Source organism: Streptomyces sp. NPDC086080 (assembly GCF_044540255.1).
Classification (GTDB): Bacteria; Actinomycetota; Actinomycetes; order Streptomycetales; family Streptomycetaceae; genus Streptomyces.
The window spans coordinates 62,176-76,685 of the sequence record NZ_JBITRU010000018.1 but is presented as its reverse complement, the minus strand read 5'-3'; the positions used below and the strand labels follow the sequence as shown (position 1 = coordinate 76,685).

16 protein-coding genes and 1 pseudogene are annotated in these 14,510 nt (G+C 70.5%); 6 read left to right on the top strand and 11 right to left on the bottom strand.

The genetic code is table 11. The features are described 5' to 3' along the window. Positions 1 to 269 precede the first annotated feature (269 nt). Positions 270 to 1,016 carry an SLATT domain-containing protein gene (locus ACIF9R_RS21755; protein WP_399982502.1) on the top strand — a complete coding sequence of 249 codons (747 nt, stop codon included), beginning with the start codon at positions 270 to 272 and terminating at the stop codon, positions 1,014 to 1,016. Between the two features lie 105 nt (positions 1,017 to 1,121). Here ACIF9R_RS21755 and ACIF9R_RS21750 read toward each other — a convergent pair whose 3' ends face one another. The 3 genes from ACIF9R_RS21750 to ACIF9R_RS21740 all read right to left on the bottom strand — a co-directional run bounded on the left by ACIF9R_RS21750 (position 1,122) and on the right by ACIF9R_RS21740 (position 4,307). After that, positions 1,122 to 3,131, bottom strand: coding sequence for a serine/threonine-protein kinase (locus ACIF9R_RS21750; RefSeq protein ID WP_399982500.1), 2,010 nt, complete (start codon positions 3,129 to 3,131; stop codon positions 1,122 to 1,124). Positions 3,132 to 3,210: 79 nt separating this feature from the next. Then, positions 3,211 to 3,705: a MarR family winged helix-turn-helix transcriptional regulator gene (locus ACIF9R_RS21745; RefSeq protein WP_399982497.1), complete on the bottom strand. Its 495-nt coding sequence runs from the start codon at positions 3,703 to 3,705 to the stop codon at positions 3,211 to 3,213. Continuing rightward, positions 3,702 to 4,307: a DJ-1/PfpI family protein gene (locus ACIF9R_RS21740; protein WP_399982494.1), complete on the bottom strand. Its 606-nt coding sequence runs from the start codon at positions 4,305 to 4,307 to the stop codon at positions 3,702 to 3,704. The genes ACIF9R_RS21745 and ACIF9R_RS21740 overlap by 4 nt, the downstream gene beginning before the upstream one ends. Positions 4,308 to 4,512: 205 nt before the next feature. Between ACIF9R_RS21740 and ACIF9R_RS21735 the strand changes: the two genes are divergently transcribed. From ACIF9R_RS21735 to ACIF9R_RS21725, 3 genes are all read left to right on the top strand, one after another. After that, entirely contained in the window at positions 4,513 to 5,868 is a 1,356-nt protein-coding gene (locus tag ACIF9R_RS21735; protein WP_399982492.1) for an aspartate aminotransferase family protein, read from the top strand. Between the two features lie 163 nt (positions 5,869 to 6,031). Beyond that, the gene (locus tag ACIF9R_RS21730; protein ID WP_399982489.1) at positions 6,032 to 6,742 is read left to right on the top strand and encodes a GntR family transcriptional regulator; all 711 of its coding nucleotides are present in this window, start codon (positions 6,032 to 6,034) and stop codon (positions 6,740 to 6,742) included. Between the two features lie 161 nt (positions 6,743 to 6,903). Continuing rightward, positions 6,904 to 7,554, top strand: a complete 651-nt coding sequence (locus ACIF9R_RS21725; protein WP_399982487.1) for a hypothetical protein — start codon at positions 6,904 to 6,906, stop codon at positions 7,552 to 7,554. A 349-nt stretch (positions 7,555 to 7,903) separates the two neighbouring features. Here ACIF9R_RS21725 and ACIF9R_RS21720 read toward each other — a convergent pair whose 3' ends face one another. Further along, positions 7,904 to 8,422 carry a hypothetical protein gene (locus ACIF9R_RS21720; RefSeq protein WP_399982485.1) on the bottom strand — a complete coding sequence of 173 codons (519 nt, stop codon included), beginning with the start codon at positions 8,420 to 8,422 and terminating at the stop codon, positions 7,904 to 7,906. A 306-nt stretch (positions 8,423 to 8,728) separates the two neighbouring features. Between ACIF9R_RS21720 and ACIF9R_RS21715 the strand changes: the two are divergent. Then, positions 8,729 to 8,836: pseudogene (locus ACIF9R_RS21715) on the top strand (hypothetical protein); the annotation flags it as partial. A 409-nt stretch (positions 8,837 to 9,245) separates the two neighbouring features. Here the strand turns inward: ACIF9R_RS21715 and ACIF9R_RS21710 are convergent. The 6 genes from ACIF9R_RS21710 to ACIF9R_RS21685 all read right to left on the bottom strand — a co-directional run bounded on the left by ACIF9R_RS21710 (position 9,246) and on the right by ACIF9R_RS21685 (position 12,827). Next, entirely contained in the window at positions 9,246 to 9,491 is a 246-nt protein-coding gene (locus ACIF9R_RS21710; RefSeq protein ID WP_399982726.1) for a hypothetical protein, read from the bottom strand. Positions 9,492 to 9,529: 38 nt separating this feature from the next. Next, on the bottom strand, positions 9,530 to 9,943 hold the full coding sequence (locus ACIF9R_RS21705) for a hypothetical protein (protein ID WP_399982482.1): 414 nt from the start codon (positions 9,941 to 9,943) through the stop codon (positions 9,530 to 9,532). Between the two features lie 194 nt (positions 9,944 to 10,137). After that, positions 10,138 to 10,329, bottom strand: coding sequence for a DUF397 domain-containing protein (locus tag ACIF9R_RS21700; RefSeq protein WP_399982479.1), 192 nt, complete (start codon positions 10,327 to 10,329; stop codon positions 10,138 to 10,140). A 12-nt stretch (positions 10,330 to 10,341) separates the two neighbouring features. Further along, positions 10,342 to 11,193 (bottom strand): helix-turn-helix domain-containing protein, encoded by an 852-nt coding sequence (locus ACIF9R_RS21695; protein WP_399982476.1) that lies wholly within the window; start codon positions 11,191 to 11,193, stop codon positions 10,342 to 10,344. Positions 11,194 to 11,230: 37 nt separating this feature from the next. Continuing rightward, positions 11,231 to 11,422, bottom strand: coding sequence for a DUF397 domain-containing protein (locus ACIF9R_RS21690; protein ID WP_399982473.1), 192 nt, complete (start codon positions 11,420 to 11,422; stop codon positions 11,231 to 11,233). 121 nt (positions 11,423 to 11,543) lie between these two features. Then, complete coding sequence (locus ACIF9R_RS21685; protein ID WP_399982471.1) at positions 11,544 to 12,827, bottom strand: adenylosuccinate synthase; 1,284 nt, start codon at positions 12,825 to 12,827, stop codon at positions 11,544 to 11,546. A gap of 223 nt (positions 12,828 to 13,050) precedes the next feature. Here ACIF9R_RS21685 and ACIF9R_RS21680 point away from each other — a divergent pair, with 223 nt between their 5' ends. Beyond that, on the top strand, positions 13,051 to 13,887 hold the full coding sequence (locus tag ACIF9R_RS21680; protein WP_399982468.1) for a diacylglycerol kinase family protein: 837 nt from the start codon (positions 13,051 to 13,053) through the stop codon (positions 13,885 to 13,887). A gap of 13 nt (positions 13,888 to 13,900) precedes the next feature. Here ACIF9R_RS21680 and ACIF9R_RS21675 read toward each other — a convergent pair whose 3' ends face one another. After that, positions 13,901 to 14,488: a Uma2 family endonuclease gene (locus tag ACIF9R_RS21675; protein ID WP_399982466.1), complete on the bottom strand. Its 588-nt coding sequence runs from the start codon at positions 14,486 to 14,488 to the stop codon at positions 13,901 to 13,903. Between the last annotated feature and the right edge of the window lie 22 nt (positions 14,489 to 14,510).

The following is a 14,510-nucleotide window of genomic DNA, read 5'->3' as shown; positions in this document are numbered from 1 at the left end:
CACGAGCCTACGTGGTCGGGACAGCCGTCGCCCCAGCACTCTTTCGAGTGAGTCCCGATGAAGACCCCTATACCTGATCACGGCCTCCTTCCGGGGGAAAGAGCGCCCGAACCCCCGAGGCGGCCACCCATTGGGAGGTAGGAAGGGTCGGGCGCGCGAGCACATGGCGTCACACTTCACGCACGGAACGTACGCGAGCTCAACGGATCAGCGGGGATCAGCGGGGATCAGCAGGGGTCGGCAGGGTCGGTGCAGTAGGGAGATGCCGGGTGGGTCAGCCGGAGATGCAGCCCGAGGGTCGGTCTCGGGACCGGTGGGGCGAGGGGGCGGCCGGACCGTGGCCGGGCGATCCGGCCGGGCGGGAGTTCCCGCTCGGGAACTGGGGCGACCCGGCGGCCCGGCTGGACGAGCTGTACCGGTGGGTGGAGCGCGGGGCGCTGGAGACGGCCGCCTGGTATCTCACGGACCGCGCGTGGAAGCGGCGGTGCGCGTGGGGGCTGCGGGCCGGGACGGCGGCGGGCGCGCTGACCGGGGCCGCGCTGCCGCTGCTCGACCTGACCGGGGTGGCCGACGGGTCCGCGCCCTGGGGCTATCTGGCGCTGCTGCTCGCGGTGGCGTGTGTCGCGGGGGACCGGTTCTTCGGGATGACGTCCGGGTGGATGCGGGACGTGGCGACGGCGCAGGCCCTGCAGCGGCGGTTGCAGACGTTCCAGTTCGACTGGGCGTCGGAGTGCATCCGTGAGGTGCTGGGTCCGGCGGAGGGCACGGCGAGCGAGGCGGCCGAGCGGTGCCTCACGGTGCTGCGGCGGTTCTCGGAGGACGTGACGGAGCTGGTGCGGGTCGAGACGGCCGACTGGATGGTGGAGTTCCGCAGCGGAGGCGCTCCGCTGGGGGTACAGACGGCGGTGGCGGGTTCGGGGCGCTCGGAGGGCACCCTCCCGCACGGCCGCTTCCCCTCCCCGCCGGGACCGGCCCGCCCGAACATGCCGAGGCAGCGCCCACCGGAACCCCGCTGACCCGACCGCCGACCGCACCGTCACACGGAACCCGGCCGTTCACCGGGCGGCCACCGTACGGCCTGCCGTACGCGGACAGGGACGGGGGCGGGGGCGGCAGGCCCTTCAGTCCCGGGTGTACGTCAGCTGTTCACCGGTGCCGATGTTCACGCGCTGGAGGGAGCCGTCGGGGAGCAGGGTGATCCGGCTGGCGGCGCCCGGGGTGCAGGTACTGGCCGGGCCGACCGTGACGGAGGACGGGCCGATGTCCAGCCGGCCGCCGGAACTGCCGGTGAGCCGGGCCTCGAAGACGCAGTGGTAGGTGCCGTTCCCCGCGGGCCCGTCGGCGACGAGGGACATCACCGTGTCGCCCACCTCGCCCTGCTGGACGGTGAGCCGGCGGCCGTGCTGCCCGCTCGCGTTGTCGATGGTGGCGGACCAGTCGCCCAGGAACTCCGCCGGGATCGTGCCGTCCGCCGGTGCGGAGGTGCTCGGCCGGCGCGTCTCGGGCGGCGGCTGTGTGTCGTCGGGCGTCTCCGGCCCCGCGGTCCCGGACGCGTCACCCGGCGTCGAGGACGCCGACGGGTCCCCGCCGGCGCGCTTGTCGTCGGTGGCTCCGCCGCTCATCAGCGCGTACACGGTGCCGCCCGCGGCGAGCGCCACGACCAGCGCGATCACCACGAGCAGCGCGGTGGACCGGCCGTCCCTGCGCGGCTCGGACGCCGGCCCGTACGGCGGCGGGCCCTGTCCGTACAAGGGCGGGCCCTGCCCGTACGGCGGCGGCCCGTACGGCGGGGTGTGGCCGGCGCCGTGGCCGTTGTACGGGTAGCCATACACCGAGGGCTGCGGGTGCTGCTGGGCCTGCCCGTACGCACCCGGAGCCGGGCCCGGGGCCGGGCCGGGGGGCGGGGTGGGGGTGATCTGGCCGTTCTGGCCCGCGACCAGGGTGGGGAGGTGATTGACACCCGGCTGTCCCCCGGAGGGCGGACCGGGTGTGCCGGGCGGGTTCGCGGGGGGCGGCGGCGCGGCGGAGTCGTCGTCGGCGCGGGCGTGTTCGGGCGTGGCGGCCCCGGGCCGCCGCGCGGCGGGCTCCCCGGGACGTGGCTCCCCGGCAGCACGGCCCGGCCCCGGTTCCCCCGGGTGGCCGGCGACCGGCGCGACCGGACCGTGCGGTCCCGGCTGTCCGCCGTCCGGCCCGCCCGGCGGCTCGGGCGCCTCCGGGTCCTCCGTGTCGAGCAGTCGCACCGCGTGCCGGCCGAGCTGGGCGACCAGGGCGCTCGGCAGCCAGGGGTCGCGGGAGCGGCCGCCGACGACGGTGTCCTCCGCGCCGGTGCGCGCCAGCACCTGGTCGAGCGTGGGCCGTGCGGCCGGGTCCTTGCGCAGACAGTCGCGGACCAGTTCGGCCAGCCCTTCGGGCACCCGCTCCAGGTCGGGTTCCTCCTGGGCGATGCGGAACATCAGGGCGTGCACACCGCTGTTGGCGGTGCCGAAGGGAAGGACGCCGGTGGCGGCGTAGGCGACCACCGAGCCGAGGCAGAACACGTCGCAGGCGGGCGTGATGCGGTCGCCGCGCACCTGCTCGGGCGCCATGAACCCGGGCGATCCGACGAGCGCCCCGGTGCGCGTCAGCCCGCCGTCCGTCACCGTCTCCAGCGCCCGCGCGATGCCGAAGTCGATGACCCGCGGACCGTCGATGGTGACGAGCACGTTGGACGGCTTCAGGTCGCGGTGGACGATCCCGACGGCGTGGATGTCCTTCAGCGCGTGCGCGAGACCGGCGGCGAGGATCCGTACCGAACGCTCGGGCAGCGCACCGTGGTCGCGCCCGACGACCCGCTGGAGGCTGGGCCCCGCGACATATCCGGTGGCGACCCAGGGCACGGACGCCTCGGTGTCCGCGTCGAGCACCGGCGCCGTCCAGTCGCCGCCGACCTGCCGCGCGGCCTGCACCTCCTGGCGGAACCGCGCCCGGAACTCCTCCACCCGGGCCAGCTCCTCGCGGACCAGCTTCACCGCGACGGTGCGTCCCCGGTCGGAACGGGCGAGGTAGACCTGCCCCATCCCGCCGGCCCCGAGCCGCGCCAGCAGCCGGTACGCCCCGATGCTCCGCGGATCCCCGACCCCGAGCTTGTCCATCGCTGCGCCGCCTTCCCCCCTGCAGTGAGCAACAGCCCGAGGATAGTGCGGGGCCGGTACGGCGCGAGCTGGGCGCTGTCTACGGTTCCGTAACAGGCGGGGCCCCCGGTTCCGGCGCCGGCGGGCCGAGTGCGTCGAGCACCGTGGACAGCCGTTCGAGCGCCTGGACCGCCGTGGCGAGCGCTTCCTCCCCGTACTCCTTCCCGTACGCCGCCGCGAGCCGCTCGGCGAAGGCGGCGTGGCCGGGGTCGATACGGCCGACCGCGGTACGGCCCTGCTCGGTCGGGGCGAGCAGCTTGGCGCGGCGGTGGGCGGGGTTGGGCCGGTACTCGGCCAGTCCGCGCTCCACCAGCAGATCGGCGATGCGCTGCACGCTCTGCCGGGTGATGCCCATCGCCCTGGCGATCCCGGAGACCGGGAGCGGCTCGCGGAGAACGGCGCCGAGCACCTGCCACCAGGCGGCGGTGATCCCGGCGGGGCGGGCCAGTTCCTCGGCGACCGCGAGGAACTGGCCGTTCAGCCGGAAGGTGCCGAGCGCGCCCCGGCTGAGCAGGTCCTGCTGTCGACGGTTCACCGGCTCAGCGCCTCCGTGTACGCGGCGTACGCGGCCGGGTCCGAGTCGTGGAACAGGCGGTACCAGGCGTCGGCCGTCCTGACGTCGTAGGCGCCGAGCAGCCGGAGGATCTCGCGGGCGAAGGCGACGGGCTCGGTCGGTCCTGCGGTGACGAGACCCTGGTCCGTGACCGCGTCGGCCTCGACGTACCGTCCGGCGCCCGCGTATCCGGTCATGGCGAGGTAGGGGGCGGCGCCGCTGGTGTGCCCGCGGTCGTCGAGCAGCCCCTCCCGGGCGAGCCCGGCGGTGGCCCCGCAGATCGCGGCGACGGGCACGCCGGCGTCGAGGAAGGCGCGGGCGGTGCGGGCGAAGGGCGCGAGCTCGTCGCCCTCGTCCCAGCGGGCGGCGCCGGTGAGGATCAGCAGCGAGCTGTCCTCGGGGCGCAGCGCGTCGAGCGCCAGGTCGGACAGGACGCGCAGTCCGCCCATGCTGGTGACCGGCTCCCCGGCCGGGGTGACGGTGCGCACCTCGTAGCCGGCGAGCGCGAGATGCGCGGTGGCGTGACCGGTCTCCCAGTCGGCGTAGGTGTCGTAGACGGCGAGGTGCACGGGCTTGCGGGTCATGACCGCTCCCTTGGGTGTGGGGCCGGAGTGCGTGCCCCCGCCCTCCGATGACAGCAGTCTGTCATTTTGGCAGCAGGCTGTCAATGCACCCCCGGTGCGGGTACGCCCGGGCAGGCCGCCTGTCGACAACCTGTCGCGGAAAGCCCCCGACGCCAGACAGGCCGCCGATGTCGGGGCCGCGCCCGCCCCGCTTACCCTCGGCGGCATGACCCCTCAGCCGAACCCCGAGGTCGGGGCCGCCGTCAAGGCCGCCGACCGTGCGCATGTGTTCCACTCCTGGTCCGCCCAGGAGCTCATCGACCCGCTCGCCGTCGCCGGGGCGCAGGGGTCGTACTTCTGGGACTACGACGGCCGGCGCTATCTCGACTTCGCCAGCGGGCTCGTCTACACGAACATCGGCTACCAGCACCCGAAGGTCGTCGCCGCCATCCAGGAGCAGGCGGCACGGTTGACGACGTTCGCGCCCGCGTTCGCCGTCGAGGCGCGCTCGGAGGCGGCCCGGCTGATAGCCGAGCGGACCCCCGGCGACCTGGACAAGATCTTCTTCACCAACGGCGGCGCCGACGCCGTCGAGCACGCCCTGCGCATGGCGCGGCTGCACACCGGGCGCCCCAAGGTGCTGTCCGCCTACCGCTCCTACCACGGCGGCACCCAGCAGGCCGTGAACGTCACCGGCGACCCCCGCCGCTGGCCCTCCGACAGCGGCACCGCGGGAGTCGTGCGCTTCTGGGCGCCGTTCCTGTACCGCTCGCGCTTCTACGCCGAGACGGAGGAGCAGGAGTGCGCGCGGGCCCTCGAACACCTGGAGGCGACGATCGCCTTCGAGGGGCCGTCGACCATCGCCGCGATCATCCTGGAGACCGTCCCGGGAACGGCCGGGATCATGCCGCCCCCGGCCGGTTATCTCGCCGGGGTCCGCGCGCTGTGCGACACGTACGGCATCGTGCTGGTCCTCGACGAGGTCATGGCCGGGTTCGGGCGGACCGGCAGCTGGTTCGCGGCGGACCTGTACGACGTCGTCCCGGACCTGATGACCTTCGCGAAGGGCGTGAACTCCGGCTATGTACCGCTGGGCGGTGTCGCCATCAGCGGGGCGATCGCCGAGACCTTCGCCAGGCGGCCCTACCCGGGCGGACTGACGTACTCGGGGCACCCGCTGGCCTGCGCCGCCGCCGTCGCCACGATCAACGTGATGGCGGAGGAGGGCGTCGTCGAGAACGCGGCGGCACTCGGCGCGTCGGTCGTCGGACCGGGCCTGCGGGAACTGGCCGAGCGGCACCCCTGCGTCGGCGAGGTCCGCGGCGTCGGCATGTTCTGGGCGCTGGAGCTGGTGCGCGACCGGGAGACCCGGGAGCCGCTGGTGCCGTACAACGCGGCCGGTGAGGCGAACGCCCCGATGGCGGCCTTCGCCGCCGCCGCGAAGAAGAACGGCATCTGGCCCTTCGTGAACATGAACCGCACGCATGTGGTGCCGCCGTGCAACGCGAGCGAGGCCGAGCTGAAGGAGGGGCTGGCGGCGCTGGACGCCGCCCTGACCGTGGCCGACGGTTACGTGGCGTAACCGGGCGGGCTATTCGGCGTGAGACCCGGTCGGAGCGGGCGCGAGGTGGCCTTCACCTCGCGCCCGTTCGCACACGTCATGCCCCGTCCGACGGCGTAAGGTGGCGTGCCCGTCACCATGTGCGGGTACAGCCGTTCGAACGCGACGAGGGAGACGCCCGACCATGCCCGGCATCAGTGGCCATGGCGCCGTGACACGCAGCACGCTCCGGCAGCAGATCGCCGACGCGCTCCGTGACGAGGTGCTGGGCGGGCGGCTCCAGCCGGGGCAGGCGTTCACCGTGAAGGAGATCGCCGAGCAGTACGGCGTGTCCGCGACCCCCGTCCGGGAGGCGCTGGTCGACCTGTCCGCACAGGGACTGCTCGCCGCCGACCAGCACCGGGGCTTCCATGTGCACGAGTACTCCGCCGACGACTTCCGCGGCATGATCGCGGCCCGCAGTCTGGTGATCGACGGGATGTTCCACGCGCTCACCGACGGCCACCTGCCCCACCTCCGGCCGGACGACCCCCGGGTCGCCGCCGCCCTCGCCGGGGTGCGCCGACGCGGCGAGGAGGCCCGGCGCGCGGCCCTCGCCGGCGACGTCACCGTCCTCGTCGGCTACGACCTGCGCTACTGGCGGGAACTCGTGGCCGTGTTCGGCAACCCCTACCTCACGGACTTCCTGCACCGGCTCCGTGTCCAGGGGTGGGTGTACGCGGTGCAGCAGCTGCGGCACGTACCCGACCTCCGGGGACATCTGTGGTCCCGGCACACCGAACTGGTCGACGCGCTGGTGCGCCGTGACACCGACTCCGCCCGCGCGATCGTCGAGGCGTACAACGCGCACACGCTGTCCCTGGTCGAAGGCCTGACACCCGACGCGGATGGGTAAGGGACCCGCACCACGGACAGGCAAGGGACCCGCACTACGGTCCGCACGGGGGGAGCCGCCCGGCCCGGGCGCCGATACCCTTCCCTGACCGGGACAACCCGTCCGGCACGCCCCGGCCGGGACGACCACCCCGACGACCGCGCGATGCGAGGAGCCCTCTTTTGGCCTGTGACCTGTGGCTGGTACCGCTCGTCGACGTGTTGTGCCACACGCCCGACAATCCCTTCGCCGAGGAACTCGCGCAGTACAACTCGGTACTCGACCGGGCGGGACTGCCACCGGTGCCGGTGTACCAGTACATGCCGGGACTGACCGGCGAGGTGGCCCCGGTCGCGGGATTCGACTACGACGCGCTGCACTTCCTGCGGCGCGTGTACCTGCTCCAGATGTGCGGTCTTCCGGTCACGCCGGTGGACGAACTGGGCGGCGACTACGAGCAGTTGCTGGAGATGTTCGAGGCGACGGCCCAGCAGTCGCATCTGGTCTGGCACTACGACCACGCGGGCGCGTACGTCCCCGTCGACTTCCCCACCCCCCTCGCCAGTGACGAACTCCTCGCCGGCGGCGGCCCCCTGGGCTCCTCCCACGGCCTGCTGCGCGAACTGGAACTCGTCGCCCCGTCGATCGGCATCGACCCGGCGAACCCGCCGGCCGCCCCCGAGCCGCCGCGCGCCCCGACGGAACTGGAGGAACCGGCCGTCCCCGCCCCGTACGACCCCAGCCCCTTCGCCCGTGAACGCCACGTCTGGCTGGGCCTGCACGCGGCGGCGACCCGAAGCCTGGCCCAGGGCTCAATGATCGTCTTCAGCTGACGCGACCCTCCAAGCCTTCGACATCGCCTTCGACGGCCACCTCACCGCGACCCGGTGGTAACAACCAACCCACGAGTTGCACCACTCGCTGGACACACCCGATTCGCGAGGGCTTCACGAAGGATGACCACCGTGAAGTCCGGCACACGCTGGCGCTGTTCTGCGGGCGCTGCCGTGCGAGGAGCCGGCATCGCGGACACGCAGGCGGATGCGGTGCTGCGACGTAGTGCTGGTCGCGCGTGACACAACCTGCCCGATCCATTACGCGACGCAACCTATGGGCACCGCATTCTTGGAGGGCTGTCCGGACTACGCCCGGACAGCCCTCCAAGTGGGATTTCATGACCCCTCAGGCGTTGTTGTTGATCCAGGGTGCATCGCTGATGTTGCTAGGAGTGCAGACAGTGTTGATGAGGTCGCGGCGGCAGGTTTGGAAGCGAATCCTGCTACCTTCGCTTCCGTAGTAATTGGTGCTAGATGACTCGTAGTAGTCCTTGTTGCACACACCCCAATTGGGGGCACCCAGGTTGTTATTGCACCAACCGGATCGGTATGGCGCCCACGTGGAGCCATTTTTGAGCCAATTCTCCCAGTAGACGAAGGTCTGGTTACCTTCCGCGAGCGAGTCTTGGATGGTCCACTTGTCGCCATGCCGGGTGAAGCAGCCTTTTGCTGTCCTGTCGTACGAGAGCGATTTCGGGTTCCAGATAACAACTTCCGAGCAGCGCTCAGCGCTTGAATCGTAGGTGAACGTGGACATTTGATCTTCGAACGGTTTCTCGAACTCTATGGCGAAGGCCTGACCCTGTCCCGCTATGAGGACGGTGAATGCAACCGCGCCGACTGCGGCCACTGAACGGAAGCGCATCTTTCTCCTTCGGGATAGTGCTGATGATTGCAGGAGCACCTGGTGGCTGGTGCAGAGGCTGCGCCTGGGAGCGGTGGCTGCCCGGGAGAGCCGTGTGCTGAACAGGGCTGGTGCTGTAGCTCCGGACTCAGACCTCGCTCCGCCATCCAGGATGCTGACAGCAGCCACGTGCGACCTTGTCCGTTCACGCAGGACAGTTGACGATTCGCGCACACCTTGGAGAGTGAGTCTCTGCAGTCCTACGGATCAGTCACCGACAATGCTGGGGACGGACGGCTGAAGTGCGAAGGGTCGGTCAGTCCAGCGGTGCGGCGACGCCATGTAGCAGTGCAGGTAGCGGTTGTCAGATCCGCGCAGGACGCCCTTCCCGCCGACGAGGTCTGGCACGGCGCTTCGTACCAGGACCGGTTCGGGATCTTCTGTGAGCGCCTCATAGCCGAGCAACTCTACGACGCCGCATGCTATGTCACCTCCCTCGGCCGAGAACCCCAAGCCCATCGAACTGGTGGAAAGTCTCGACTGGCGCCACTTCTCAGCGGCGATCAACGCTCGCCTCACCTACCTCAGGGACCTTGGCATTCCCTGCTAGGACGTCGGCCTCAGGGGGTCACCGAGCAACAAGTGACCCAGGCCGGTTTCGCCACGGCCGTCGCGCGGTTTCCCGACCACCCTCACCGCGGCCACATCGGCACGCCTTTCATTCGTGCGTTGGCTCTGCAACCGGCTGCGCAGCCGGTTGGGGCATACGGCGAAACCCGTGCGTCCAAGGAGTCGACGCACGGGTTTCGGTCAGCGGCGCGGGCGTCTCCGCCGGTTCCGGACGCTACGCGCCCCACAGACGCCCACGGCCTGCGGCAACCCCCTTACGGCAGTCGGGCCGCTTGCTCTCCGGAACGATCAGGGTGGCGGTGTCGTCGTCCAGGACGTAGCAGAGCTGAGCGTGGAGCACCTCGGCCTCGGCAGGGCTGAGACGCAGCACGGTGTCCGAGTCGAAGACCCCGTCCCGGCGCAGCCAGAGGTCGATGGCGATGCTTCCGTCATCCTGTCGGCGGACGGGCTTACTGGGCACACGGTCCACCTGGACCCGCGGGCGCGGCGTCGCACTCATCAGACCGCCACCCCCAGAGGCACGCCGGGGTTGCCGATGCGGTGGCCGCGGATGACCCACGGCCCGATGTCGATCCCTTCCAGGGCGAGAACGAGGGCCGCACAACGTTCGGCCTGCCGCTGTCGCCGTTCGTGAGCGAGGAGGTAGGGACGGACGAGGGAGCCGGTGTCGTCGAGCGGGGCGGTGATGTCGGGCCGTGTGGTGGTGCGGAACTTCCCCTTCGCCAGGAGGGCTTCACTCAGGGCGGGTACGGCAGTCTCCTGGACGAACAGCCGCAGGCCGGAGAGGGTACGTGGGACCGCGTGGGCGTGCCGCGGCCGACCTCGCCGTCGGCGCCGGCCGGTGGCGGGAAAGAGGTGGGCGAGGATCAGGGCAAGTGCCCGTTCGAGGGCATGCCGGATACGCTTGGGCATGTTGACGCTCCTATGCAGCGTTGGCCTGCCCCGGGGTGGTGGCTCACCGCCGGGGCGTTTCTGTTTGCCCGCAATCACCTGACGGTCACAGGTTGACTGTCGAGCACTACACACAGTACGCGCATAATGATGTGCGAGACAACATGTTGCGCGAAGCGCATGAAGTGGCATATGCCGGACTCGCCCTACAGGCGCTACGTAGCGAAGTGGTCGAACTCACCCGCCTTGGCTCCTTCCAAGAAGGCCCGGAGCTTGCGGCGCGTAGTCCGCACCACCACGTCCGGTTCATCTCCCTCACGCAGGAAGACCCACCCGTCGTGTTCCGCGACCTCTATGCAACTCCCGGTGTCCGCCGAGAAGGACGACTTGTGCCAGTGAAGTTCCACCGGACCCCTGCCTCAGATCTCTTCCGCAACTTGCCGGATGAAGTCAATCGACTCCCCTGCCTCCAGGGCACGTTCACGCATCCGGTCGAGTACGGCACGGTAGTTCACCAGGTAAGTCTCGGCGTGCAGGAAGGTGACGCCGGTGGGTACGTCGATCTGCACGGTGTCCAGCTGAGGGACCGGACCGCAGGCGTAGAGTGTCGAACTGCCCGCGTTGGCGAAGCCTCCGGCTCTGAACGGCACCACCCTCACAGCGACGCTGGGTCGCTCGGCTTGCTTGAGCAGATGCTCAATCTGCCGTAGCAGGACACGGCGATCCCCGAATCGCATCCGTAGCGCTGACTCATGGACCAGAAACTCGCAGGGTGGCGGGTCCGAGCGGTCGAGGATCTGCGCCCTCCTCAGCCGAAAGGCGACATGTTGCTCCAGGTCAGCCGGTGACATGGCCGGGACCGCTTCCGCGAAGATGCCTCGCATGTAGTCAGGCAACTGAAGTAGCCCCGGCATGTGCATGATCTGAGCGGAACGCAACGCCGCCGCGTGGTGCTCCATCTCTGCCATGTCCAGCAGTCCGGCAGACAGCACATCGCGGTACTCGTCCCACCAGTGCGGTCCACGTTCCCTGGCCATCTCGGCGAGCGCGTCGATGTACGCGGCGTCCGGACAACGGTAGTTGGCGGCCCACACCCGGACCCGGTCGCTGCTCACTCCGGAACGGGCCGACTCCGTGTTACTGACCGTGGTCCGGTCGGTGCGGTGAACGGTGGCGGCCTCGTTGATCGTCACGCCGATGTGCTCGCGCATCCTGCGCAGCTCGGCTCCGAGGCGGCGCTGCCGCTCCGTGGACGGCTTTCTGACAGGCATACGCCCCATCTTCCTACCTGAAGGAGGAGGATGAGGATCAGAGCAACTCGTCGAACTCACCCGCCTTGGCCCCGGCCAGGAAGGCCGCGAGCTTGGCGCGCGTGGTCCTGACGACGGCATTGGGCGCGTCGCTCTCCCTGACCAGCACCTCTCCGTCTGCCACCGCCAGCTCCAGGCAGTTTCCTGCCTGTTCGGAGTACGACGACTTGTGCCACCGAATGTCCGTCATCTCAGCAGTGTCCCGCCTCTTGCACGACGGGTGCCGGGAGACGCTTTCCCGAGCGGGACGGCCGGGCGGGTTCACCGCGCCGGCCGTCCCATCGGATCCCCGGGTCTCCGGAGAGGACGGCTCAGAGGAACGAGTTGATCTCGATCGTCTCGGTGCGGCCCGGGCCCACGCCGATCGCGGAGATCGGGGCGCCGGACATCTCCTCCAGGGCCTTGACGTAAGCCTGGGCGTTCTTCGGCAGGTCGGAGAAGGACTTCGCCTTGCTGATGTCCTCGCTCCAGCCCGGCAGCATCTCGTAGACCGGCTTCGCGTGGTGGAAGTCGGACTGCGAGTACGGCAGCTCCTCGACGCGCTTGCCGTCGATCTCGTAGGCCACGCAGACCGGGATCTGCTCCCAGCCGGTGAGGACGTCGAGCTTGGTGAGGAAGAAGTCCGTCAGACCGTTGACCCGGGTCGCGTAGCGGGCGATCACCGCGTCGAACCAGCCGCAGCGGCGGTCACGGCCGGTGGTGACGCCACGCTCGCCACCGATGCGGCGCAGCGCCTCGCCGTCCTCGTCGAACAGCTCGGTCGGGAACGGTCCGGCGCCGACGCGGGTCGTGTACGCCTTCAGGATGCCGATGACCCGGCTGATCTTCGTCGGGCCCACGCCCGCGCCCGTGCAGGCGCCGCCCGCGGTCGGGTTGGACGAGGTGACGAAGGGGTACGTGCCGTGGTCGATGTCGAGGAGCGTGCCCTGGCCGCCCTCGAAGAGGACCACCTTGTCCTGCTCCAGCGCCTGGTTCAGCACCAGCACCGTGTCGGCGACGTACGGGGCGAGCTTGTCCGCGTAGTCCAGCAGCTCCCCCACCACCTGCTCCACGGCGATCGCGCGCCGGTTGTAGAGCTTGGTGAGCATCTGGTTCTTGGCGTCGAGGGCCGCCTCCACCTTCTGGGTGAGGATCGACTCGTCGTACAGGTCCTGGACGCGGATACCGACGCGGTTGATCTTGTCGGCATAGGTCGGGCCGATGCCCCGGCCGGTGGTCCCGATCTTGCGCTTGCCGAGGAAGCGCTCGGTCACCTTGTCCACCGTCACGTTGTACGGCGTGATGATGTGAGCGTTTCCGCTGATCAGGAGCTTCGACGTGTCCACGCCGCGCTCGTTCAGACCGCTCAGCTCGGAGAGCAGGACCGACGGGTCGACGACGACGCCGTTGCCGATGACCGGCGTGCAGCCGGGGGACAGGATTCCGGAAGGGAGCAGGTGCAGGGCATACTTCTGATCACCCACGACCACCGTGTGGCCGGCGTTGTTGCCGCCCTGGTAGCGCACCACATAGTCGACGGAACCACCGAGCAGGTCCGTCGCCTTTCCCTTGCCTTCGTCACCCCACTGAGCACCGAGCAGCACAAGTGCGGGCACGCGCGTACACCCCTTCCGGGCGGGGCATGTCCAGGGTCAGGGGCGCACACGGAGGATCACCGCCGTATGCACCGCGCGACCACCGTTGGCCGCCAACCGTCGGACCGGATGCCCCGGAATAGACGAAACCCCTGGCGCAACAGCGCAAGGGGCTCTTGCACAAAGATGCTACCCGAGGAAGCGAGGCAGGGCCGAGGTGGCGACTACCAGGACTTTTTCCGCGGTGCCCGATCAGCTCCTGGTGGTCGTCGATCCGATGGCCCGGCGGGCGGACGGCGAGTCCGTCCGGATCGCGAAGGACGTGATCGGCGCGGGTGCGGCGGGCACCAAGGTGTGCCTGCCGGACGACCCGGAGGAGTTCGCGCGAGCACTCGCCCGGCGCGGTTCCCGGCGGCCGGTGGTGGTGGGCGACGACCGGGCCCTGGTGCGGGCCGTGACGCTGCTGCACCGGCAGCGGGAGCTGGCCGGATGCGCCCTGTCCCTGGTGCCGGTGGGGAGCGCCGTCGCCCTGGCCCGGTCACTGGGGGTGCCCACGGAGGCGGTGGCGGCGGCGCGGGCCGTGCTGGAGGGGACGGAGCGGCGGCTGGACCTGCTGGTGGACGACAGCGACGGGGTGGTGCTCGGCACGCTGCGGATCCCGCCGGTGGGGGGCGTGACGCCGGTGCGGGAAGCGGCCGGCCGGGCGGGGCGCCCCTGGCTGCGCACGTGCCGGTCGCTGGTACGGACCCTGGTGCCGTCGCGGCCGTCCGGGCCCCTGTCCGCGCCGGAAGGGGGGCCGACGCGGCTGCGGGTGGAGGTGGACGGGGAGACGCTGGTCGATCTGGGGCAGCCGGTGGAGGGCGTCTCGGTCGCGCCGGGTGTCTCCGGGAGGGCCCGGGTCGAGGTGCGTCCGGTGTCGGTGGGCGCGGAGGCGTCCCCGCTGACCGCCGAGGGCCGCACGGTCACCGTGTCGGGCGCGCACTTCCGCTACCGCGCGGACGCGGTGGTGTCGGGGCCGGTGCGAACGCGGACGTGGGTGGTGAGGGAGGGGGCGTGGGGGCTCACGGTGCCGGTGAGGTAGTGGACGCCTCGGGTCAGGGAGCCTTGAACTCGATCGTGTCCAGACTGCAGTCGAACGGCGCGGGAATCGGCAGCTTCTCACCGAACGGCGCGGAACAGCGGGCCTCGTAGCCGTCGGCCGAGGGCATCCAGAAGACCGTGGCCTGCTCCTCCTGCATATCGAGCAGGAGATAGACGGGGACGCCCGCCTTTCCGTAGGTCTCGACCTTGTCGGTCAGGTCGTCGTTCCGTGTGGAGGACGAGGTCAGTTCGGCGACGAAGGAAAGAGCTTCCCCGTCCAGGTGATTGCTGGTATTCCGGCTGGCACTCCGATGCGCCACGTGGATGTCGGGTCCGTACGCTCGCCCCAGACCTGGAAACAGGTAGAGGAAAGGACCGTAACTGATCCGGTGCTCCTCAGGGAGGTGCGGCCGAAGCTGTTCGCACACCAACTCCATGACGTCGAGGTAGAACGCCTTCGACCACGGCGACACGACGATGTTCCCCCTGATGATCTCGGCCTTGTAGCCGTCGTGCAGTTGCAGCTCGTCGAGTTGGTCCAGCATCTTCTCGAAGTCGAAGCCGCGGGGCTCGGTGCCGTTTATCGTCGGTCGCTCTGCCATGACTGTCATGATGCGCCCTCCC